Raw genomic sequence first — 21,796 nt, 5'->3', positions numbered from 1 at the left:
GACAGCTCACGGTGGCTCAAAAGAGATGCAAACGCCGGTGCCGACGACCACTTGGCCGTCGGCACCGGTGCGCTGACGGATCCTCAGCCTGCGAGGTTGTCGGCCAGTTCCTCGCTGAGGTTGGCCTCGGTGCCCGGGATGCCCAGGTCGGACGCGCGCTTGTCGGCCATCGCCAGCAGACGGCGGATCCGGCCCGCGACGGCGTCCTTGGTGAGCGGCGGGTCGGCGAGCGCGCCCAGCTCCTCCAGGGAGGCCTGCTTGTGCTCCATGCGCAGCCGCCCGGCCGCCGCGAGGTGCTCGGGCACCTCGTCGGCGAGGATCTCCAGGGCACGCTGGACCCTTGCTCCGGCGGCGACCGCCGCGCGCGCGGAGCGGCGCAGATTGGCGTCGTCGAAGTTGGCGAGGCGGTTCGCGGTGGCCCGCACCTCGCGGCGCATCCGGCGCTCCTCCCAGGCCAGCACGGACTCGTGCGCGCCGAGGCGGGTCAGCAGGGCGCCGATCGCGTCACCGTCCCGGACGACCACCCGGTCCACCCCGCGCACCTCACGGGCCTTCGCGGCGATGGACAGCCGGCGAGCCGCCCCGACCAGGGCGAGCGCGGCCTCCGGGCCGGGGCAGGTCACCTCCAGGGAGGACGAGCGGCCGGGCTCGGTCAGCGAGCCGTGTGCCAGGAATGCGCCGCGCCAGGCGGCCTCCGCGTCACAGGTCGCCCCGGAGACGACCTGCGGGGGCAGGCCCCGGATCGGGCGGCCCCGGCCGTCCACCAGTCCGGTCTGGCGGGCCAGCTGGTCACCGCCCGCGACCACCCGCACCACGTACCTCGAACCGCGGCGCAGCCCGCCGGGTGCCATCACGATCAGCTCGGAACTGTGGCCGAAGATCTCCAGGATGTCCCGCTTGAGACGCCGGGCCGCCATCGCCGTGTCCAGCTCCGCCTCGATCACGATGCGCCCGCTCACCAGGTGGAGGCCGCCCGCGAACCGCAGAATGGCGGAGACCTCGGCCTTCCGGCAGCAGGTCCGGGTGACGGGTAGCCGGGAGATCTCGTCCTTCACCGCTGCCGTCATCGCCATGGGCCGATCCTTCCATGCATCCGAAAAATACGGTCGTACGCGGCGGCCAACAGCTCCGGATCATGCCGGGGTGATCCGTCGGTCCGGGCCACGGGGCCCAGCTCGACCGCGGCTCCCAGCCACTTGGCGGCTTCGGTGAGCGAGTCGCGGTCGGGCACGGCGGCCTCGTCGGCCAGCACCACGTCCAGGGCGAGTTTAGGGGCGTGTCGGCCCAAAACCTCCAAATGACGCTGCGGGGAGAAGCCTTCGGTTTCACCCGGCTGCGGTGCGAGGTTCAGCGACAGGACCTTCCGGGCCTTGGTCTCGGTGAGCGCGTCGAGGAGATCGGGCACGAGCAGGTGCGGGATCACCGACGAGAACCAGGACCCGGGGCCCAGCACCACCCAGTCCGCGTCCAGGACCGCCGCGACGGCCTCCGGCACGGCCGGCGGGTCGTGCGGCACCAGGTGCACGGACTGCACCTCGCCGGGTGTCAGCGCCACCGTGGCCTGCCCCCGGACGATGTCCACCTCCTCCGGCCGCTCCGGGTCGTGCCCCTTGACCAGGGCCTGGAGCTCCAGCGGCACGGCGGACATGGGCAGCACCCGCCCGTGCGCGCCGAGCAGCTTGCCGACCAGGTCCAGGGCCTGGACGTGGTCGCCGAGCTGTTCCCACAGGGCGACGATCAGCAGATTGCCGACCGCGTGCTCGTGCAGGTCGCCCTTGGACTGGAAGCGGTGCTGGATGACCCGGGCCCAGGTCTGGCCCCAGTCGTCGTCACCGCACAGCGCGGCGAGGGCCTTGCGCAGATCACCCGGAGGAAGCACGCCGAGTTCGTCGCGGAGGCGCCCGCTGGAGCCGCCGTCGTCGGCCACGGTGACGACGGCGGTGAGGTCGCCGGTGATCCGGCGCAGCGCGGCGAGCGAGGCGGACAGGCCCATGCCGCCGCCCAGGGCGACCACCTTGGGCTGGGCACCACGCCGGCGCGGCCGGGCGCCGCGGGCCTCGACGGGGCGGCCCGAGCGGGACTCGGGCACGACCCGGCGCAGCCTGCTCAGCCGTGGAGAGCGTCCGGTCACTCGCGCCCCATGTCCCGGTGCACGACTACGGTCTCCACTCCCTCGGCGGCCAGACGGGCAGCGAGCTTCTCGGACACGGCGACCGAGCGGTGCTTGCCGCCCGTGCAGCCGATGGCGATGGTCACATAGCGCTTGCCCTCGCGCCGGTATCCGGTCGCGATCAGCCGCAGCAGCTCGGCGTACCGGTCGAGGAACTCCTTGGCGCCCGGCTGGTTGAAGACGTACGCCGACACCTCCTCGTTGAGGCCGGTGTACGGGCGCAGCTCCGGCACCCAGTGCGGGTTGGGCAGGAACCGCATGTCGGCGACCAGGTCGGCGTCGACCGGCAGGCCGTACTTGAAGCCGAACGACATCACGGTGGCCCGCAGCTCGGGCTCCTCCTCGCCGGCGAACTGGGCGTCCATCTTGGCGCGCAGCTCGTGCACGTTGAGGCTGGAGGTGTCGATCACCAGGTCGGCGTCGCCGCGCAGCTCGCGCAGCAGCTCGCGCTCGGCGGCGATGCCGTCCACGATCCGGCCGTCGCCCTGGAGGGGGTGCGGGCGGCGCACCGACTCGAAGCGGCGGACCAGGGCGTCGTCCGAGGACTCCAGGAAGACGATCCGGCGGGTGACGCCCCGGCTGTCGAGGTCGGCGAGGGACTCGCGCAGGTTGTCGAAGAAGCGCCGGCCGCGCACGTCGACGACGACCGCGATCCGGGCCACGTTGCCCTGGGAGCGGGCGCCCAGTTCGACCATGGTGGGGATGAGGGCCGGCGGGAGGTTGTCCACGACGAACCAGCCGAGGTCCTCCAGACACTTCGCCGCCGTGGACCGGCCCGCTCCCGACATGCCCGAGATGATCACCAGCTCGGGGATGGCGGCCTCGGGCGCCCCGGCCGGAGTGGCATCCGTACTCACTTCTGCTCCGTTTTCCTGGCCCGCTTCCACTTCCGCTTCCGCTTCCGCTTGCTGCGGCTGATCCTGGCCCGCCTCGTTGTGCGATTCCTTTGGCGCGCCCTGCGTGTCGCTGAACGCCGGATCTCGTCGGGCTGTGTGCTGTGCGTCGCGCTCGGTCATCTCTCCTGCCCCCGATCGTCCGGGGCACCCGCGGGTACGGGCTCCCCCGAGGCGTCCGCCGTCGTCTCGGGCGCCTCGTCTTCCCTGTCATCCATGATCTCTCCGGTCGCCGTGTTCACGGCAGGCGCGGCCGGGGCCGCCTGGGCGAGGGCCACGGCGATGGTCTCGGCCGTCTTGCGGCCTATCCCGGGCACCTCCTGGATCTGCTCGATTGTGGCGGACCGCAGCTTCTTCACCGAGCCGAAATGCTTGATCAACGCCTGTTTGCGGGTCTCGCCGAGGCCCGGTACGTCGTCCAGCGGGCCGGAGCGGAAGCGCTTGGCGCGCTTGGTGCGCTGGTAGGTGATGGCGAAGCGGTGCGCCTCGTCACGGACGCGCTGGAGCAGGTAGAGGCCCTCGCTGGTGCGGGGCAGGACCACGGGGTCGTCGTCCTCGGGCAGCCAGACCTCTTCGAGGCGCTTGGCGAGGCCGCAGACGGCGATGTCGTCGATACCCAGCTCGTCGAGCGCCCGCTTGGCCGCCGCGACCTGCGGCTGGCCGCCGTCGACGACCACGAGCTGGGGTGGGTAGGCGAACTTCCTGGGACGGCCGTCGTCGTCCTTGAAACCGTTGACCGGGTCGGTGGCGGTGGCGGTGGCGGTGGCGGTGGCGGTGGCGGTGGCCGGGGGGATATCTGCGACCGTGGGTGCGCCAGGGGCCGTGAGTGCACCGACGGCCGTGAGTGCACCGACGGCCGTGGGTGCGTCGGAGGTCATGGGTCCACCGGAGGCCGTGGGTGCGTCGGAGGCCGTGAGGGCATCGGTGTCGGTGGGCGCACCGACGTCCGTGAGGGGCGTTTGCGTGCCGTCCTCCTCCGCCCACTCACCGGTCCTCTCCTTCTCGGCGAGGTAGCGGCGGAAGCGGCGGGTGATCACCTCGTGCATGGAGCGCACGTCGTCCTGGCCGGCGAAGCCCTTGATCTGAAAGCGACGGTACTCGCTCTTGCGCTGCAGGCCGTCCTCGAAGACGACCATGGAGGCCACGACGTCGTCGCCCTGGAGGTGCGAGATGTCGTAGCACTCGATACGCAGGGGGGCGCTGTCCAGGTCCAGGGCGTCGGCGATCTCCTCCAGCGCCCGGGAGCGGGTGGTGAGGTCGGAGGCGCGCTTCGTCTTGTGCAGGCCGAGCGCCTGCAGGGCATTGCGCTGCACGGTCTCCATCAGGGCCTTCTTGTCGCCGCGCTGCGGAATGCGCAGCGAGACGTTCGACCCGCGGCGGCCGGTCAGCCACTCCTGGACCGGCTCGACCGGCTCGGGCAGCGCCGGGACCAGCACCTCCTTGGGGACGGCGTCCCCGCTCTCCTCGCCGTAGAGCTGCTGGAGGGCATGCTCGACGAGCGCTCCGGTGGTGACGTCCTCCACCTTGTCCGTCACCCAGCCGCGCTGACCGCGCACGCGGCCGCCGCGCACATGGAAGATCTGGACGGCCGCCTCCAGCTCGTCCTCGGCGACGGCGATCAGGTCAGCGTCGGTCGCGTCGGCGAGCACGACCGCGTTCTTCTCCATGGCCTTCTTCAGGGCCTCGATGTCGTCGCGCAGGCGGGCGGCCCGCTCGTACTCCATCTCCTCGGCGGCCTCCATCATCTGCTTCTCCAGACGGCGGAGGTAGGTGCCGGTGCGGCCGGCCATGAAGTCGCAGAACTCCTCGGCCAGTTCTCGGTGGTCCTCCGGGGAGATCCGGTCGACGCAGGGGGCGGAGCACTTGCCGATGTAGCCGAGCAGGCAGGGGCGGCCGGTGCGGGTGGCGTTCTTGAACACCCCGGCGGAGCAGGTGCGCACCGGGAACACGCGCAGCAGCAGGTCGACGGTGTCCCGGATCGCCCATGCGTGGCCGTACGGCCCGAAGTAGCGAACGCCCTTCTTTTTGTGACCGCGCATCACCTGGACACGCGGGAACTCCTCGTTCATCGTCACCGCGAGGTACGGGTAGCTCTTGTCGTCGCGGTACTTGACGTTGAACCGGGGGTCGTACTCCTTGATCCAGGAGTACTCCAGCTGGAGCGCCTCGACCTCCGTGGACACCACGGTCCACTCCACGGACGCGGCAGTGGTGACCATCGTCCGGGTGCGGGGGTGCAGGCTCGTCAGGTCCTGGAAGTAGTTCGCCAGGCGCTGGCGCAGGCTCTTCGCCTTTCCGACGTAGATCACCCGGCGGTGCTCGTCACGGAACCTGTACACCCCGGGAGAGTCCGGGATCTGTCCCGGCTTGGGGCGGTAGCTGGAGGGGTCGGCCATGTCTCACACCCTACTGGCGCACACCGACACCGCGACGAGCCTGTGGACAACCCCGGCGGGGCCGACGGGGGCGGCGGAGCCAGCAGGGCTGCGGAAAGGAGAGGGCTCCCGGGGTGTCCCGGGGCGCTGAGCGGAGAGGGTCCGGGGGTATGCGGGGGGGGCGCCCGGCAGAGGGGCGTCGGGGCATCTGGGGGAAGCCGACCGACAGGGTGGGGGCATCGGCGCGTCCGGAGATGGTGGGCTGGCAGGGCAGGGGGCTCCTGGAGCGCAAAGGAGACGGCGCACCGGCCGGGGGCCCGGGGCGAGACCAGCGGCGCCAAGCGGACCCGGTGGACTCAATGAACCCAGTGAACCCGGCGGACCCGGCGGACCCGGCGGACCCGGCGGACCCGGCGGACCCGGCGGCGGCATATGCCGAGGTGGCCGCGCAGCCCCGTCACCACTCAGCCCTGTCACCACGCCCCCGCCGCACAGCCCCCCTGCCGTGCTGCCCCTCGCCGCACAGCCCCCCTGCCGTGCTGCCCCTCGCCGCACAGCCCCTCTCCCCGTACAGCCCCGCCGTGCCGCTCTCCGTCATCGTCGCGAGAACCCCGCGCTCCGGGCGCGGCCAGGCTCCGCCCGCCGGCCCGCCCGCGCCGGGCGGATCTCGGAATCGGCCACCTCGGTGGCATCGTGAGCCGTCCCGGCACTCCGCCGACGCGGGGCCGCCCCGTGACCGGCGCGGAACCGCTGAGCCGATCGCAACGGACCTTGCACGGACCTTGCGCGGCTTCCTCCCCAAATCGGCGCCTTGCGCTCGAACGGGCTTCGGTCTCCCGGACAGCCACGGCGCCCTCTCCCCCGCACCGTCCTTCCGGCGACGGGGTCACGCCTCGGCCAGGTGGGGCGCCTTCGACCGGCCGAAGGTGTTGTCGGGGATTGGTCAACACGCTTCAATGCGGGGGAACTCGGGGCCGTGAGCAGCGGTCTGCGGACGCGGCGTACCCAGGTGCGGCCGCCCCGACACCGACGGGGTGGCCCCGGACCCGCGCCAACGGCCTGACCAGCCGTTGTGAACCCCCCAAGAGAAAGGCCCCTCTGCATGCGGCACGGCACACAGCACGCGGACGTCGCCACCGCGGAACTGGACTCGGCCCTGCGCGGCGGCCCCTTCCATGTGGCCCTGCGCGCCGCGATCGCCGCCCGCGGGCTGCCTCTCCAGCGCGTGCAGCACCATCTGTCGCGCTACGGGGTCAAAGTGGGTGTCACCAGCCTGAGTTACTGGCAGCAGGGGGCCCGCCGCCCGCAGCGCCCGGAGTCGCTGCGGGCCGTGCGCGCGCTGGAGGAGATACTCCAGCTCCCCGAGGAGTCCTTGATCCGGCTGCTCGCCGATACCGACCAGGGCCCTGCCGTACGCCGCCCCGCCGCCCGCTCCTACCGCTCGCTGGTCGAGGCCTCCGACGTCCTGGACCGTCTGCAGGCCGAGCTCGACTGGTCGCTCGACGGCGGTCTGCACACCCTTGGACACCACGAGCGCGTGCGGATCGGCGCCCACCGCGAACTGACCGCCCGTGAATCGCAGCACATCGTGCGCGCCCACCGGGACGGCGTCGACCGCTTCGTGGCCGTCCACCACGGCGACCCCGGCTGCGCCCCGCAGCACATGACCGTGCGCGCCCTGGAGAACTGCCGCACCGGACGCACCCGTTCGGACCCGGAGACCGGCCTGCTCGTCGCCGAACTCCTCTTCGGCACCCGCCTGCGCTCCGGCGACACCTTTCTCTTCCGCTACGCCGTGGAGGACGGCACGGCCGGTGTCTCCCGCGAGTACGTCCGTGACTTCGGCTTTCCCGGCGGCCAGTACACCCTCCAGGTGCGTTTCACCGCCGACGCGCTGCCGACGCGCTGCCACCGGTTCGCCCAGCACTCCGCGGCGGCCCCGCGCAGCGGCCGGCAGGCTCTCCCGCTGAGCGGACTGCACCGCTCCGTGCACCTGGTCGAGCCCCGGGTACGGCCAGGCCTTCTCGGGATCGGCTGGGACTGGGAATGACCCGGCGCTGAACCGGTCCCCAGGGATCAGGCGCCCGGCCCCGCCACGATCCGCCCGTTCGCGGCCTTGACCGGCAGCTCGTTCAACGGCTCGGTGGCCGGCGACCGGACCACCTTTCCGGTGACCGCGTCGAACTCACTGCCGTGGCAGGGGCAGACCAGTGTCGTGCCCTGGAGTTTGTTGATCGGGCACCCCGCGTGTGTGCAGATCGTGCTGTACGCCTTCAGCGCGCCGTCGGCGGAGCGGCTGACGACGACGTTGTGCTCCCGGTAGAGCTTCGCGCCGCCCTTGGTGACCTCGCCCTCGGCCCCGAGGTCGACCGGTGCGGTCGGCGTCGCGTCCGCCGGGGCTCCGCCGCCGGGAGCCGAACAGGCGGCCAGCCCGAGCCCGGCGACCGGTGTGACCGCGGCCCCACGCAGGACGGTACGGCGGCTGGCGGAGGGGCGGGCGGCGTGCATGAGGGGCTCCAGGCGGGGCGAGGCGCGGCAGGGCAGAGCAGGGGCGGTGGTGGTAGAGCAGAGCGACGATACCTGGGCGGATCATCCCGCTTCGGGGTGGGTCGGGGGCGCGGGGGGCGGTGGAGCGGTGGAGCGGTGGGGGCAAACGGGCCGACGGCGGACGCGGGTAGAGGCTGGTGAGGGCTGAGGGCGGGTGGACCAGCGCAGTCGACGGACCGGGCGGAGGAGGCGAGAACATGACCGGGGGCAGTTCACCCGATCTGACGTAAACGCTTACGCAAGCGTTTACGCGACGGTTCCGGATGGGGTAGCTTCCCGGCCGGGGCCCAAGGCCCGAGGCAACCCGCGAGGGAACGGAAGAGCCTTGCCCAAGGGCGGGACGCGAAGGAGGAGAGCCCCGTGCCCACCATGGCCGACGTCGCCCGAAGTGCCGGTGTCTCCGTGGCGACCGTCTCCCATGTGCTGAACGAGACGCGTCCGGTGCTGCCCCACACCCGTCAGGCGGTGCTCGACGCCATCGAGGAACTGGGCTACACGCCCAACACCCTCGCCCGCTCCCTGGTGACCTCCCGCACCCGCTCCATCGGGCTCGCGGTGTCGGCGATCACCAACCCCTACTTCACGGAGATCCTCCAGGGCGTCGAGGCCGCTGCCCTGGAACACGGCTACAGCCTGCTCATCGCCGATCCGCACGACGACCCCGAGCACGAACGCAAGGTCGTCCAGCTTCTGCACGAGCGCCGCGTCGACGGCATGATCGTCGCCCCCTCCGCCGAGCCTCGCGCACTCCTCGCCTACCTCGACCGGCACGCCGTGCCGACCGTCCTCCTCGACCGGGTGATCGATGTCGGCACGGACGCCACCCCGCGCTTCGACCAGGTCTGCGCCGAGAACACCGAGCCGACGGCCCGGCTCGTCACCCACCTCGCCGGTCTCGGTCATCGCCGGATCGGCCTGGTTGCGGGGCTGCCCGGGCTCAGCACCACCGGCGAACGGATCACCGGCTACCGGCAGGGGCTCGCCACCGCCGGGCTGCCCCTCGACGAGGGTCTGGTCGTCCCCGGCCACTCCGAGTCCGCCGGAGCCGAGCGGGCCACCACGACCCTGATGTCGCTCACCGTGCCGCCCACGGCGCTCGTCACTGCCAACAACGCGATGACCATCGGCGCGCTGCGCGCCCTGCGCGCACACGGCTTCTCCGTGCCGGACGACATCGCCCTGTGCTGCTTCGACGACTTTGCCTGGGCCGATCTGTTCTCGCCTCGCCTCACCGCCGTCGCCCAGCCCAGCAGAGAGATCGGCGCCGAGGCGGTCCGGGTGCTCCTCGAACGGCTGGCCGTACCCGACCGGCCCGCCAGGACCGTACGGCTTCCGTGCACCTTCGTGCACCGGACGTCGTGCGGCTGCCAGGAGGAGGAAGAGGGCGGGGCGGCGGCGCAGGCCCGGTCGCCCTGGTCGGCGGAGTCGCGTCCGCGGTCCGCACGCTCCCGGCAGGTCCCGCGGTCCGCACGCTCCCGGCAGGTCCCGCGGTCCGGACGGTCCGGGCCGTCCGGACGCCACCAGCAATCCGAGTCCCCCGAGGAAGGAACCCTCTCGTGATCGTCGTCGCCGGTGAGGCACTGATCGACCTGGTACCGCAGGGCACGGGCGCCCTGGCACCCCTGCAGCCGGCGCTCGGCGGCGGCCCGTACAACACGGCCGTGGCCCTCGGCCGCCTCGGCTCCCCCACCGCGTTCTGTTCCCGCACCTCGTACGACGCCTTCGGCGAGGCCCTGCTGGACGGGCTGCGGCGCGCGGGTGTCGATGTCTCCCTCGTGGAGCGCGGCACGGAACCGACCACCCTCGCGGCCGCCACGATCGACGCGCAGGGCTCGGCCTCCTACTCCTTCTATGTCGACGGCACCGCCGACCGCCTGTTCACCGCCCCCGCCGGCCTTCCCGCCGCGACCCGTGCCGTCTCCTTCGGCACGCTCTCGCTCGTCCTGGAACCGGGGGCGAGCGCCTACGAGGAGCTGATGCGCGGTGCGGCCGGGCAGGGCCTGTTCACCGCCCTCGACCCGAACATCCGGGCAGGTCTGATCACGGACCCGGACGCCTACCGGGCGCGCTTCAAGAGCTGGCTGCCCTCGGTGACTCTCCTCAAGCTCTCGGAGGAGGACGCGCTGTGGCTGGGCGGCACCCCGCGCGAATGGCTGGCGTCGGGCCCCTCCGCAGTGGTGATCACCCACGGCGGTGACGGTCTCAGCGCCTTCACCCCCGACGGCACCGTGTACGCCGTCCCGGGTGAGGAGGTCGACGTCGTGGACACGATCGGCGCCGGCGACACCGTGAACGCGGCTCTGCTGCATGGGCTTGCCGCCCAGGACGCCCTGTCCGCCGAGGCGCTCGCGGGACTGGGCGCCGACGGCTGGACGAGGCTGCTGCGATTCGCGGCGCGGGCAGCCGCGATCACCTGCTCCCGGGCGGGTGCGGAGCCGCCGTACGCCTCCGAACTCGGGGCGCTGTAAGGGACGTTCGGCTCTCCGTCGCCGATTCGTCGCTACCAGCTGATTCCACTGATTCCGCTGTTGATGAGTCAAGGTTCTTCGTCGCCGCGGGGATCGGGCGGCTGATGGTGGAACGAGCGGTGCCCCGCGGGAAGTTCCCCGGGGGCACCGCACTTTTCTGGATTTGTCCGATCCGGTTGCCCGGGGGCCTCAGGCCTTGCGGGCCCGCGTCGTCTTCTTCGCGGGCGTCGTCTTCCTCGTGGCCCCGGCCGCCTTCTTCGTGGCCGTGTTGTTGGCGGTCGTGACGGTCGCCGTCTTCTTCGCCGCCGTCTTGCGCGGCGCCTTCACCGAGCTGGCGTCGCTGATGCGGTCGGCGCCGAGGACCTCGCGCAGGAACTTGCCAGTGTGGCTGGCCGGGACGGCGGCGACCTCCTCGGGCGTGCCTTCCGCGACGACGAGACCGCCGCCGGCACCGCCTTCCGGGCCCATGTCGACGACCCAGTCCGCGGTCTTGATCACATCGAGGTTGTGCTCGATGACGATGACCGTGTTGCCCTTGTCCACGAGGCCGGCGAGGACCTTCAGCAGCTTGCTGATGTCCTCGAAGTGCAGACCGGTGGTCGGCTCGTCCAGGACGTAGACCGTGCGCCCGGTGGAGCGCTTCTGCAGCTCGCTGGCGAGCTTCACGCGCTGCGCCTCACCGCCGGACAGCGTGGTCGCGGACTGGCCGAGGCGGACGTAGCCGAGACCGACGTCGTTCAGCGTCGAGAGGTGGCGGTTGATCGCCGGGACGGCCTCGAAGAAGTTCATGGCTTCTTCGATGGGCATGTTCAGGACCTCGGCGATGGACTTGCCCTTGTAGTGGACCTCCAGCGTCTCCCGGTTGTACCGGGCTCCGTGGCAGACCTCGCACGGGACGTAGACGTCCGGGAGGAAGTTCATCTCGATCTTGATGGTGCCGTCGCCCGCGCAGTTCTCGCAGCGGCCGCCCTTGACGTTGAAGGAGAAGCGGCCCGGCAGGTAGCCGCGGACCTTCGCCTCGGTGGTCTCCGCGAACAGCTTGCGGACGTGGTCGAAGACACCGGTGTACGTCGCCGGGTTCGATCGCGGGGTGCGGCCGATGGGCGACTGGTCGACGTGCACGACCTTGTCGACGAGGTCGTCGCCGTCCACGCGCGTGTGCCTGCCGGGGACGTTCCGCGCACCGTTCAGCTCACGGGCCAGGTGCGTGTACAGGATGTCGTTGACCAGCGTCGACTTGCCGGAGCCGGACACGCCCGTGACGGCCGTGAACACGCCCAGCGGGAAGGACACGTCGATGTCCTGGAGGTTGTTCTCGCGGGCGCCGTGCACCGTGAGCCGGCGGGACGGGTCCTGCGGGCGGCGGATGTCGGGCAGCGGGATCGACCTCTTGCCGGACAGGTACTGGCCGGTCTGCGACTCCTCGTTGGCGAGCAGTTCCTTGAGGGAGCCGCTGTGCACGACCTTGCCGCCGTGCTCGCCGGCGCCGGGGCCGATGTCGACGACCCAGTCGGCGACCTTGATGGTGTCCTCGTCGTGCTCGACGACGATGAGCGTGTTGCCCATGTCGCGGAGCCGGACCAGGGTCTCGATCAGCCGGTGGTTGTCACGCTGGTGCAGGCCGATCGACGGCTCGTCCAGGACGTACAGGACGCCGACGAGACCGGAGCCGATCTGCGTGGCCAGGCGGATGCGCTGGGCCTCGCCGCCGGAGAGGGTGCCGGCCGCGCGGTTCAGCGAGAGGTAGTCCAGGCCGACGTCGACCAGGAACCGCAGACGCTCGTTGACCTCCTTCAGCACGCGCTCGGCGATCTTCTTGTCGCGGGCGTTGAGCTTGAGCTCGCCCAGGAACTCCGCGCAGTCGCTGATGGACATCGCCGAGACCTCGGCGATCGACTTGTCCATGATCGTGACCGCGAGGACGATCGGCTTCAGGCGCGTGCCCTGACAGGTCGGGCAGGGCACCTCGCGCATATAGCCCTCGAAGCGCTCGCGGCTGGCGTCGCTCTCGGCCTCGCTGTGCCGGCGCTTGACGAAGGGCACCGCGCCCTCGAAGGGCGTGGTGTACACGCGCTCGCGGCCGTAACGGTTGCGGTAGCGGACCTCGATCTGCGTCTTGTGGCCGTAGAGCAGGGCCTTCCTGGCGCGCTGCGGCAGGCCGGCGAAGGGGATGTCGGTGCGGAAGCCCAGCGCGTCCGCGAGGGCGCCGATCAGACGGCCGAAGTAGTCCTTGGTGTGCCCGTGCGACCAGGGGTGGATGGCGCCCTCGTCGAGGGACTTGTCCTCGTCCGGGACGATCAGCTCCGGGTCGACCTCCATGCGCGTGCCGATGCCGGTGCACTCGGGGCAGGCGCCGAAGGGCGAGTTGAAGGAGAAGGAGCGGGGCTCCAGCTCCTCGAAGGACAGGTCGTCGTACGGGCAGTACAGGTGCTCCGAGTACATGCGCTCGCGCTCGGGGTCGTCCTCGGGGAGGTCGACGAAGTCGAGCACGACCATGCCGCCGGACAGGCCGAGCGCGGTCTCCACGGAGTCCGTGAGGCGGCGCTTGGCGGTGTCCTTCACCGTGAGACGGTCGACGACCACCTCGATGGTGTGCTTCTCCTGCTTCTTCAGCGTCGGCGGCTCGGAGAGCTGGACGGTCTCGCCGTCCACGCGCGCGCGGGAGTAACCCTTGGTCTGGAGGTCGGCGAAGAGGTCGACGAACTCGCCCTTGCGCTCGCGCACCAGCGGCGACAGCACCTGGAAGCGGCTCCCCTCCGGCAGCTCCAGGACCTTGTCCACGATGGCCTGCGGCGACTGGCGGGAGATCGGACGGCCGCACTCGGGGCAGTGCGGCTTGCCGATGCGCGCGAAGAGCAGACGCAGGTAGTCGTAGACCTCGGTGATGGTGCCGACCGTCGAGCGCGGGTTGCGCGAGGTCGACTTCTGATCGATGGACACCGCCGGGGACAGACCCTCGATGAAGTCCACATCCGGCTTGTCCATCTGCCCGAGGAACTGGCGGGCGTACGAGGAGAGCGACTCCACGTACCGACGCTGACCCTCGGCGAAGATCGTGTCGAAGGCCAGGGAGGACTTGCCCGACCCGGACAGCCCCGTGAAGACGATGAGCGAGTCACGAGGCAGGTCGAGCGAGACATTCTTCAGATTGTGCTCGCGCGCGCCACGGACGATGAGACGGTCGGCCACAGCCGGTCCGCACCTTTCTTGAGAGAAGTGACAGGGGCAGGGCCCCGTGCTTCTTCAGACTAGGGGGAGCCACTGACAACGCCGGTCGGATTCCTGGATGCGTAAACAATCCCGGACCATCCAGCATGCCCGACGCCGCCACCGACGATATAGCACGTGCATTCGATTTACGGACCTAGCGCGAAACCTTCACCCGAAGGTGTGGCGGGGCTACTGTCAGCCTCATGATTGATCACGCTCATGACCTGGCGTCTGTACGGGAAGCGACGGACCGGCTCCTCACCGCAGTCGCCAAACTGGACAACGCGTCCGTAGCGCGACCGTCACGGCTGCCCGACTGGACGGTCGGCCACATCCTGGCCCACCTCGCCCGCAACGCGGACGCGCTCACGAACGTCCTCGAAGGACGTCCCATGTACGTCTCCGGCGAGGCCCGGGACACCGACATCGAGCGGGACGCCCCGCGCCCGCTCGACGTTCAGCTCACCGACCTGCGCGAGAGCGACGCGCGGTTCCGGGCCCGCGGAGCGGAGCCCGCGGACTGGACGCGCACCGTGGAACTGCGCAACGGGGTCACCGACGCGGCGGCACGGGTGCCGTTCCGGCGCTGGGTCGAGGTCGAGCTGCACCATGTCGACCTGGGGATCGGGTACGAGCTGGAGGACCTCCCGAAGGAGTTCACGGAACGGGAGATCGACTTTCTGGCGGAGCGCTTCGGGGGCCACCGGGACGTCCCCTCGACCGGGTTGCGCAGCGAAGACGGCCGCGTCTGGACGACGGGCGGCGGTGCCGCGGGAGGCCCGGTCGGCGTGGAGGGAAGCGCCGCGGATCTGCTGGGCTGGCTCGCCGGCCGCCGTGACGGCGCGGCGCTGACGGTGCACGGCGGCACCCTGCCCGCGCTTCCTCCGCTGTAGCGCACGGCACCCCGCCGGCCACTCCCCGCTATAGGCTGACCGCCATGACGTACAGCGGAGAGGTGACGGTCGGCGGACCGGCGGACGTGCACGAGCTCAAGGACCTGATGATCACCAAGATCGCGGTCGGGCCCATGGACAACAACGCCTATCTGCTGCGCTGCCGCGCCACGGACGAGCAACTGCTGATCGACGCGGCCAACGACGCGGAGACACTCCTCGGCATGATCGGTGACGACGGCATCGCGTCCGTCGTCACCACGCACCAGCACGGCGACCACTGGCAGGCGCTGGCCGAGGTCGTCGCCACCACCGGCGCACGAACGTACGCGGGCCGCGAGGACGCCTCCGGCATCCCGGTCACCACCGACGTCGCCGTCGACGACGGCGACGTCATCCGGGTCGGCCAGGTCGAACTGACCGCCCGGCACCTGGTCGGCCACACCCCCGGCTCCATCGCCCTGGTCTACGACGACCCGCACGGCCATCCGCACGTCTTCACCGGGGACTGTCTCTTCCCCGGCGGGGTCGGCAACACGCGCAAGGACCCGAAGGCCTTCGCCAGCCTGATCCGCGACGTCGAGACCAAGATCTTCGACGTGCTGCCGGACGAGACCTGGGTGTACCCGGGACACGGCAACGACACCACTCTGGGCACCGAGCGTCCGCACCTGCCGGAGTGGCACGCGCGCGGGTGGTGAGTGCGGAGGCGCGTGCGGGTGGTGAGCACGGGCGCTCGCGCGCGTGGTGAACGCCAGGCGCACGCGCGCCATGGGCGCGAGCCGTCCGGGTGGGCCGGGCGAGCGAGCGCGCGGCCCGGCGCGCGAGCCTCGGTTCACCCGGCGCACGGTTCTCAACTCGCGCCCGGCGCGCACCCCTTCACCCGCGCCCCGCGCGCACGACGTCACACGCCCCGCGCGGACTCCTCGCGCGCCCCGTGTGAACGGTTCGCACGCGCCGGAGTCCAGCGCACGCTCCCCGCGCGCGTCGTTGCGCGGTCAACTGGTGACAGCCCCGCACAGGATGACGGCTCCTGCGCGGTACGGGCCGCCGGTCACCATTCCCCGCCCTCGACCGGCGGCCCCGGCGTGACCACCTCGCAACCCGCAGCAGGCAACGTTCACAAGACCGCAACACCGGTTCCCAGTATGCGGACAAATACGCTCTTGACCTGGACAAACGCGGCCTCCGCTGTCACTCTCCCGCCATGCACCCTGCCCCGAGCGCACTGCGCCGCGCTGTCGCCGCCGCCACCATAGCCCTGCTCGCCACCGCTGTCGGCTGTGCTCCGCAGCCGGACGACAAGGCCTCGGGCGGTACCTCCTCGTCGGCCGGAACCACCTGCGCCAAGGGCAAGTTGGCCACACAGACGTCCGGCAAGCTGACGATCGCGACGGACGAACCGGCGTACGAGCCCTGGTTCAAGGACGACAAGCCAGCCAACGGCGAGGGCTTCGAGTCGGCGGTCGCGTACGCCGTGGCGAAGCAGCTGGGGTACGACAAGAGTGCGGTCGTCTGGCAGAGCGTGCCGTTCAACAAGGCGTTCGCGCCCGGGGTGAAGACCTTCGACTTCGACATCAACCAGGTGTCCATCAGCGCCGAGCGCAAGAAGGCCGTGGACTTCTCGTCGGGTTACTACGACGTGCGCCAGGCGGTCATCGCGCTGAAGGGCAGCAAGGCCGCGAAGGCGACCACCATCGCGGATCTGAAGGGGCTGAAGCTGGGCGCCCAGGTCGGCACCACCAGCCTCGACTACATCACCGACGTGGTGAAGCCGTCGCCGCAGCCCGCCGTGTACGCCAAGAACGACCAGGCCAAGTCGGCGTTGAAGAACGGCCAGGTGGACGCGATCGTGGTCGACCTGCCGACCGCCTTCTACATCACCTCGGCCGAGGTGACCGACGCGAAGATCGTGGGCCAGTTCGAGAACCAGGGCGGTACGCCCGAGCAGTTCGGCCTGGTCCTCGACAAGGGCAGCGCGCTCACCTCGTGCGTCACGAACGCCGTCGACGCGCTGCGCAAGGACGGCACCCTGGCGAAGATCGAGCAGCAGTGGCTCTCCGACGCCGTCGACGCCCCGGTGCTCAAGTGACCGTCACAAAGGACGGGGCAGGACGGGAGGACGCGGACGGCGCGAGTGACATGTCCGAGCGCGGGGACGACGGCTACACCCCGTCCGGACGGCGGCTGGAGCGGGAGCGCTACCGGCGTACCCGGGCCCGCCGTGCCACCGCGATCGCCGCGCTCTCGACGCTGGTCACGGCGGCCGTGCTCTATCTGGTCGTCGTCAGCGCGCCCGGCTGGCCGCGTACCAAGGAGACGTTCTTCAACGGGCAGTACGCGCGCGAGGCGTTTCCGAAGGTCCTCGAAGGGCTGTGGCTGAACGTCCGGCTGCTGGTCGTCTGCGGTGCCGCCGTACTGGTCCTCGGCATGCTGATCGCCATCGCGCGCACGCTGCGCGGGCCGGTGTTCTTCCCGCTGCGGGCGCTCGCGGCGGCGTACACCGACTTCTTCCGCGGGCTGCCGCTGATCATCAACCTGATGATCGTGGTCCTGGGCGTCCCGGCGCTGCGGCTCCAGGGTGTGACGGTCGATCCGGTACTGCTGGGTGGTACGGCGCTGACGCTGACGTACTCCGCGTATGTCGCCGAGGTGTTCCGCGCCGGCATCGAGTCGGTCCACCCCTCGCAGCGCGCGGCGGCCCGCTCGCTCGGCCTGACCAACCGGCAGGCCCTGCGCCACGTCGTGCTTCCGCAGGCGGTACGGCGTCAGGTGCCACCGCTGCTGAACGACCTGGTGTCGCTCCAGAAGGACACCGGACTCGTGTCGATCGGCGGTGCGATCGACGCCGTACGCGCGGCGGACATCATCGTGGGCCGCAGCCTCAACTACACGCCGTACATCGTCGCCGGGCTGGTCTTCGTGGCGCTGACCATCCCGATGACCCGTTTCACGGACTGGGTGACGGCCAGGATGGACCGGCAGCGGGCCCAGGGAGGATCCATATGAGCGACGCACCTGTCCTGCGCATGGAGTCCGTCCGCAAGACCTTCGGCGACTCGGTGGTCCTGCGGGACGTGGACCTGGCGGTCGCCCCGCACACGGTGACCGCGCTGATCGGCGCGTCCGGATCCGGCAAGTCGACGCTGCTGCGCTGTGCCAACCTCCTTGAGGAGATCGACGACGGCGCGATCTGGCTGGACGGCGAGGAGATCACCGACCCGCGCGCGGACCAGGACGCGGTGCGCCGCCGTATCGGCGTGGTCTTCCAGGCGTACAACCTCTTCCCGCACATGACCGTGCTGGAGAACATCACCCTGGCGCCGCGCCGGGTGCACGGCGTCTCCCGCGCGGAAGCCGAGGAGCGGGCCAGGGAGCTGCTCGAGCGCCTCGGCCTGGGTGACAAGGCGGGCGCCTACCCCGACCGGCTGAGCGGCGGTCAGCAGCAACGGGTGGCGATCGTGCGCGCCCTTGCGGTGCGGCCCCGGCTGCTGCTGCTCGACGAGATCACCGCCGCCCTCGACCCAGAGCTGGTCGGCGAGGTGCTCACCGTGGTCCGTGGTCTGAAGGACGAGGGCATGACCATGGTGCTGGCGACGCACGAGATGGGCTTCGCCCGGGACGTCGCCGACCAGATCTGCTTCCTCGACGGCGGCGTCGTACTCGAACGCGGCACCGCCGAGCAGGTGTTCCAAGACCCGCAGCAGGAACGCACCCGGCGCTTCCTGCGGCGGATCGTGGAGGCCGGACGGCTCTGAGGGGTCACGCGTCGGCGGTGGCGGCGCCGACCAGCGCCGCCACCCGCTCCACGCCGAACACATAGCCCTGCACACCGCATCCGGCGATCACGCCGTCGGCACGCAGGGAGACATAGGAGTGGTGCCGGAACGACTCGCGCTGGTGGATGTTGGAGATGTGGACCTCCAACACCGGCATCCCGTCACAGGTGTTGAGGGCATCCAGGATCGCGACCGAGGTGTGCGAGTAGGCCCCCGGGTTGATGACGATCCCGCAGTGGCCAAGGCGCGCCTCGTGGATCCAGTCGACCAGTTCACCCTCGTGGTTGGACTGGCGGAAGTCCACGGTGCCGCCGTGCGCGGCCGCCGCCTTGACGCACAGGGCCTCGATGTCGGCGAGCGTGTCGGAGCCGTAGATCTCGGGCTGACGCTGGCCGAGCAGGTTCAGGTTCGGCCCGTTGAGGATCATGATCGGGGCGTTGGCCAGGGTGCGGGGCACGCTTCCTCCGGTCCGTTCGGACGATGAGCGGTCCTGGGCGGACCGCGGCTCAGACCGGTTTATCACGGTGCGCCGAGGCGCCCGCGAAGGGCGCCGTGCGCCCCCGTAACTGACGGTCACCGTGGGTAGTTGACGCGACATGCACGATGTACGCACCGTAAAGGTTCCCTCGATGATGCGGCTGGCGGCCGCCTCGCTCGCCGGGACCGCCATCGAGTTCTACGACTTCTTCGTCTACGGCACGGCCGCGGCGCTGGTCCTGGGGCCGCTGTTCTTCCCGACGTTCTCGCCGCTCGCGGGGACGCTGGCGGCGTTCGGGACGTTCGGCGTGGGGTTCGTGGCCCGGCCGCTGGGCTCGGTGCTGTTCGGGCACATCGGGGACCGGCGCGGCCGGCGTCCGGTCCTGGTCGCGTCCCTGCTGCTGACCGGCGCCTCGACGGTCGCGGTCGGGTTCGTGCCGTCGTACGACAGGATCGGCGTTGCCGCTCCCCTGCTGCTTCTCCTGCTGCGTTTTCTGCAGGGGCTGGGGCTCGGCGGTGAGTGGGGCGGGGCGGTGCTGCTGACCGCGGAGCACGCGCCCCCCGGGCGGCGCGCCCTGTGGTCGAGCTTTCCGCAGATCGGCCCGGCCGTCGGCTTTCTGCTCGCCAACGGCGTGATGCTGGCCCTGTCCGCGTCGCTGTCCGAAGCCGAGTTCGCGCAGTGGGGCTGGCGGGTGCCGTTCTGGGCGGCCGGGGCGCTGGCGCTGAGCGGGCTGTGGCTGCGTTCGTCGCTCGCCGAGAGCCCCCGGTTCCTGGAGCTCGACGACCACGCGCGCGTACCGATCGCCGAGGTCGTACGGCATCACTGGCGGCTGGTGCTGCTGACGGCGGGGGCGCTCGCGGTCGGGTACGCGGTGTTCTACGCGGTGACCACCTGGGCGCTGGCGTACGGGACGGACCGGCTCGGGGTGAGCCGTACCGTCATGCTCGTCTGCATCATGGCCGCCGTGGTGGTGAAGGGCTCGCTCACGCCGGTCATGGCCCTGCTCGGCGATCGCTACGGGCGGCGGCCGCTGTGCCTGGCGGGGTGCACGGCCTCGGCGCTGTGGATGTTCCCGATGGTCGCGCTGCTGGCGACCGGTGAGCCCCTGCTGATGTTCCTCGGGTTCACGGGCGCGCTGGTCTCCTTCATCACCATGTTCTCGGTGATCGCCGCCTATCTGCCGGAGCTGTACGAGCCCCGGGTGCGCTGCACCGGCGCCGCCGTCGGCTACAACCTCGGCGGGGTCCTCGGGGGCGCGCTCACGCCGATCGCGGCGACGGCACTGGCCGAGCACAGCGGGCGCGTGCCGTGGGCTGTGGGGGCGTACCTCACGGCGATCGCACTGCTGAGCCTCGGCTGCTTCGCGCTGCTGCCGGAGACGCGCCCGGTGCCGGTGGCGGCGGCCGAGCCGGTCACCGGGTGACCGCGATCTAGGGGTTGATCGCCAGCTCCAGGTAGGCGGCGAACAGCACCAGGTGGACGCCGCCCTGGAGCGGTGTGGCCCGGCCCGGCACGACCGTGAGAGAGCTGACCACCACGGTGAGCGCGAGCAGCAGCATGTGGGTGGCGCCGAGACCGAGGACCAGCGGGCCGGAGAGCCAGATGGAGGCGAGGGCGACGGCGGGAATGGTCAGGCCGATGCTGGCCATGGCCGAGCCGAGCGCGAGGTTGAGGCTGGTCTGCACACGGTCGCGGCGGGCGGAGCGCAGGGCGGCGATGGTCTCGGGGAGCAGCACCAGCAGGGCGATGATCACACCGACGACGGCTTGGTGCAGTCCGGCCGCCTCCACACCGGACTCGATCGTCGGCGACACACCCTTGGCCAGTCCGACGACGCCGACGAGGGCGAGGCCCAGCAGGCCGAGGCTGATCGAGGCGGTGCGCGCGGAGGGGGCCTCGGCGTGGTCGGCGCCGTCGATCACCTCCCCCTGCCGGGTGACCGGCAGAAAGTAGTCGCGGTGCCGCACGGTCTGGGTCGCGACGAACAGGCCGTAGAGGATCAGTGAGGACAGGGCCGCGAAGGTCAGCTGGACGCCGGAGAACTCCGGGCCCGGTCTGCTGGTGGTGAAGGTCGGCAGAACCAGGCTGAGCGTGGCCAGGGTGGCCACGGTCGCGAGAGCGGCGCCGGTGCCCTCGGGGTTGAAGACCGCGGTGCCGTGGCGCAGGGAGGCGACGAGGAGACAGAGGCCGACGATGCCGTTGCAGGTGATCATCACGGCGGCGAAGACGGTGTCCCGGGCCAGGGTGGAACTCTTGTCGCCACCGTCGACCATGAGGGTGACGATCAGGGCGACCTCGATGATCGTGACGGCGATGGCGAGGACCAGGGAGCCGAAGGGTTCCCCGACCCGGTGGGCGATGACCTCGGCATGGTGGACGGCGGCGAGGACGGATCCGGCGAGAACCACGGTCACCAGCGCGACGACCGCGCCGGGCAGATCACGGCCCCAGGTGAACAGGAGCAGGACGACCGCGAGCACCGGCACGAGGAACGTCCACTGAGTGGTGAGCGACCTGAGCCGAGTGATCATGCAGCGATGGTGGCAGAGGCGTACGGGGTCCGCATTCCGGTCCTTTCGGGCTCCGAGGGCCCGCCGCCGGCACGGCATGGCCCTCGGGTCGTACGGGTGCGGTCGGTCGAACGGTTACGTGAAGTCGGTCATGTCCACGACGTCGCAGTCGGTGAAGGTCGGCGGGCGGTTGCACAGGGCGGCCATCCGCTCGGCGAACTTGCTTGTCTCGGGGTCGTCGCTGTTGCGCATGGCCTCCTCGTAGGAGTTGAACTCGATCACGCCCAGGTAGTGGCCTGGCCGGCTCCGGTCCCTGAGGATCAGTCGGCGCGTCGGGCTGTTCTCACCGCCGGCGAGTTGGTTGCCCATCTCGTCCGCGAGGGCCCTCATCTCGTCGATGCGGTCGGTCTCGAAGTCGATGATCTGGACGAATGTCACTGTTGCCTCCACCGGGTGGCGGAGCGTCCCCGGCC

18 protein-coding genes are annotated in these 21,796 nt (G+C 71.0%); 9 read left to right on the top strand and 9 right to left on the bottom strand.

Annotated features, from left to right (window positions below; all coding sequences use genetic code 11):
- Window positions 1-83 precede the first annotated feature (83 nt).
- The 4 genes from whiA to uvrC are packed head-to-tail and all read right to left on the bottom strand — an operon-like array spanning window position 84 to window position 5,459.
- Window positions 84-1,073 (bottom strand): DNA-binding protein WhiA, encoded by a 990-nt coding sequence (gene whiA / locus ACFWXC_RS42080; protein ID WP_089100932.1) that lies wholly within the window; start codon window positions 1,071-1,073, stop codon window positions 84-86.
- Complete coding sequence (gene yvcK, locus ACFWXC_RS42075; protein WP_384487596.1) at window positions 1,064-2,131, bottom strand: uridine diphosphate-N-acetylglucosamine-binding protein YvcK; 1,068 nt, start codon at window positions 2,129-2,131, stop codon at window positions 1,064-1,066. The genes whiA and yvcK overlap by 10 nt, the downstream gene beginning before the upstream one ends.
- On the bottom strand, window positions 2,128-3,186 hold the full coding sequence (gene rapZ, locus ACFWXC_RS42070) for an RNase adapter RapZ (RefSeq protein WP_384487594.1): 1,059 nt from the start codon (window positions 3,184-3,186) through the stop codon (window positions 2,128-2,130). The genes yvcK and rapZ overlap by 4 nt, the downstream gene beginning before the upstream one ends.
- Window positions 3,183-5,459 (bottom strand): excinuclease ABC subunit UvrC, encoded by a 2,277-nt coding sequence (gene uvrC / locus ACFWXC_RS42065; RefSeq protein ID WP_384487592.1) that lies wholly within the window; start codon window positions 5,457-5,459, stop codon window positions 3,183-3,185. Before uvrC ends, rapZ begins: the two co-directional genes overlap by 4 nt.
- A gap of 1,081 nt (window positions 5,460-6,540) precedes the next feature.
- Here uvrC and ACFWXC_RS42060 point away from each other — a divergent pair.
- On the top strand, window positions 6,541-7,488 hold the full coding sequence (locus tag ACFWXC_RS42060) for a hypothetical protein (protein ID WP_384487591.1): 948 nt from the start codon (window positions 6,541-6,543) through the stop codon (window positions 7,486-7,488).
- Between the two features lie 26 nt (window positions 7,489-7,514).
- On the opposite strand, the gene ACFWXC_RS42055 is transcribed toward ACFWXC_RS42060, so the two are convergent.
- Window positions 7,515-7,946 (bottom strand): Rieske 2Fe-2S domain-containing protein, encoded by a 432-nt coding sequence (locus tag ACFWXC_RS42055; protein WP_384487589.1) that lies wholly within the window; start codon window positions 7,944-7,946, stop codon window positions 7,515-7,517.
- Window positions 7,947-8,345: 399 nt separating this feature from the next.
- Between ACFWXC_RS42055 and ACFWXC_RS42050 the strand changes: the two genes are divergently transcribed.
- Both ACFWXC_RS42050 and ACFWXC_RS42045 read left to right on the top strand, forming a co-directional pair.
- Entirely contained in the window at window positions 8,346-9,545 is a 1,200-nt protein-coding gene (locus ACFWXC_RS42050; protein ID WP_384487587.1) for a LacI family DNA-binding transcriptional regulator, read from the top strand.
- Window positions 9,542-10,453, top strand: coding sequence for a carbohydrate kinase (locus ACFWXC_RS42045; protein ID WP_384487585.1), 912 nt, complete (start codon window positions 9,542-9,544; stop codon window positions 10,451-10,453). Before ACFWXC_RS42050 ends, ACFWXC_RS42045 begins: the two co-directional genes overlap by 4 nt.
- A gap of 189 nt (window positions 10,454-10,642) precedes the next feature.
- Here the strand turns inward: ACFWXC_RS42045 and uvrA are convergent, their stop codons facing one another.
- Complete coding sequence (gene uvrA / locus ACFWXC_RS42040) at window positions 10,643-13,642, bottom strand: excinuclease ABC subunit UvrA (protein ID WP_384487583.1); 3,000 nt, start codon at window positions 13,640-13,642, stop codon at window positions 10,643-10,645.
- A gap of 224 nt (window positions 13,643-13,866) precedes the next feature.
- On the opposite strand from uvrA, the gene ACFWXC_RS42035 reads away from it, so the two are divergent.
- The 5 genes from ACFWXC_RS42035 to ACFWXC_RS42015 all read left to right on the top strand — a co-directional run bounded on the left by ACFWXC_RS42035 (window position 13,867) and on the right by ACFWXC_RS42015 (window position 18,314).
- Complete coding sequence (locus ACFWXC_RS42035; RefSeq protein WP_384487581.1) at window positions 13,867-14,556, top strand: maleylpyruvate isomerase family mycothiol-dependent enzyme; 690 nt, start codon at window positions 13,867-13,869, stop codon at window positions 14,554-14,556.
- Between the two features lie 44 nt (window positions 14,557-14,600).
- Window positions 14,601-15,257 carry an MBL fold metallo-hydrolase gene (locus ACFWXC_RS42030; RefSeq protein ID WP_384487579.1) on the top strand — a complete coding sequence of 219 codons (657 nt, stop codon included), beginning with the start codon at window positions 14,601-14,603 and terminating at the stop codon, window positions 15,255-15,257.
- Window positions 15,258-15,763: 506 nt separating this feature from the next.
- Complete coding sequence (locus tag ACFWXC_RS42025; protein WP_384487577.1) at window positions 15,764-16,648, top strand: ABC transporter substrate-binding protein; 885 nt, start codon at window positions 15,764-15,766, stop codon at window positions 16,646-16,648.
- Window positions 16,645-17,565: an amino acid ABC transporter permease gene (locus ACFWXC_RS42020; protein ID WP_384487575.1), complete on the top strand. Its 921-nt coding sequence runs from the start codon at window positions 16,645-16,647 to the stop codon at window positions 17,563-17,565. Before ACFWXC_RS42025 ends, ACFWXC_RS42020 begins: the two co-directional genes overlap by 4 nt.
- Window positions 17,562-18,314: an amino acid ABC transporter ATP-binding protein gene (locus tag ACFWXC_RS42015; protein ID WP_384487573.1), complete on the top strand. Its 753-nt coding sequence runs from the start codon at window positions 17,562-17,564 to the stop codon at window positions 18,312-18,314. The genes ACFWXC_RS42020 and ACFWXC_RS42015 overlap by 4 nt, the downstream gene beginning before the upstream one ends.
- 4 nt (window positions 18,315-18,318) lie before the next feature.
- On the opposite strand, the gene aroQ is transcribed toward ACFWXC_RS42015, so the two are convergent.
- Entirely contained in the window at window positions 18,319-18,792 is a 474-nt protein-coding gene (gene aroQ, locus ACFWXC_RS42010; RefSeq protein ID WP_384487571.1) for a type II 3-dehydroquinate dehydratase, read from the bottom strand.
- Between the two features lie 172 nt (window positions 18,793-18,964).
- On the opposite strand from aroQ, the gene ACFWXC_RS42005 reads away from it, so the two are divergent.
- Entirely contained in the window at window positions 18,965-20,236 is a 1,272-nt protein-coding gene (locus ACFWXC_RS42005; protein WP_384487569.1) for an MFS transporter, read from the top strand.
- Window positions 20,237-20,243: 7 nt separating this feature from the next.
- Here ACFWXC_RS42005 and ACFWXC_RS42000 read toward each other — a convergent pair whose 3' ends face one another.
- Window positions 20,244-21,344, bottom strand: coding sequence for a calcium:proton antiporter (locus ACFWXC_RS42000; RefSeq protein ID WP_384487567.1), 1,101 nt, complete (start codon window positions 21,342-21,344; stop codon window positions 20,244-20,246).
- A 114-nt stretch (window positions 21,345-21,458) separates the two neighbouring features.
- A partial coding sequence (locus ACFWXC_RS41995; protein WP_384487565.1) for a hypothetical protein occupies window positions 21,459-21,796 on the bottom strand: 338 nt, incomplete at its 5' end.

This window comes from Streptomyces sp. NPDC058683 (assembly GCF_042716195.1).
GTDB lineage: Bacteria > Actinomycetota > Actinomycetes > Streptomycetales > Streptomycetaceae > Streptomyces.
Note: the sequence above shows the minus strand (reverse complement) of the source record. Positions and strands in the feature narration are given on the sequence as shown.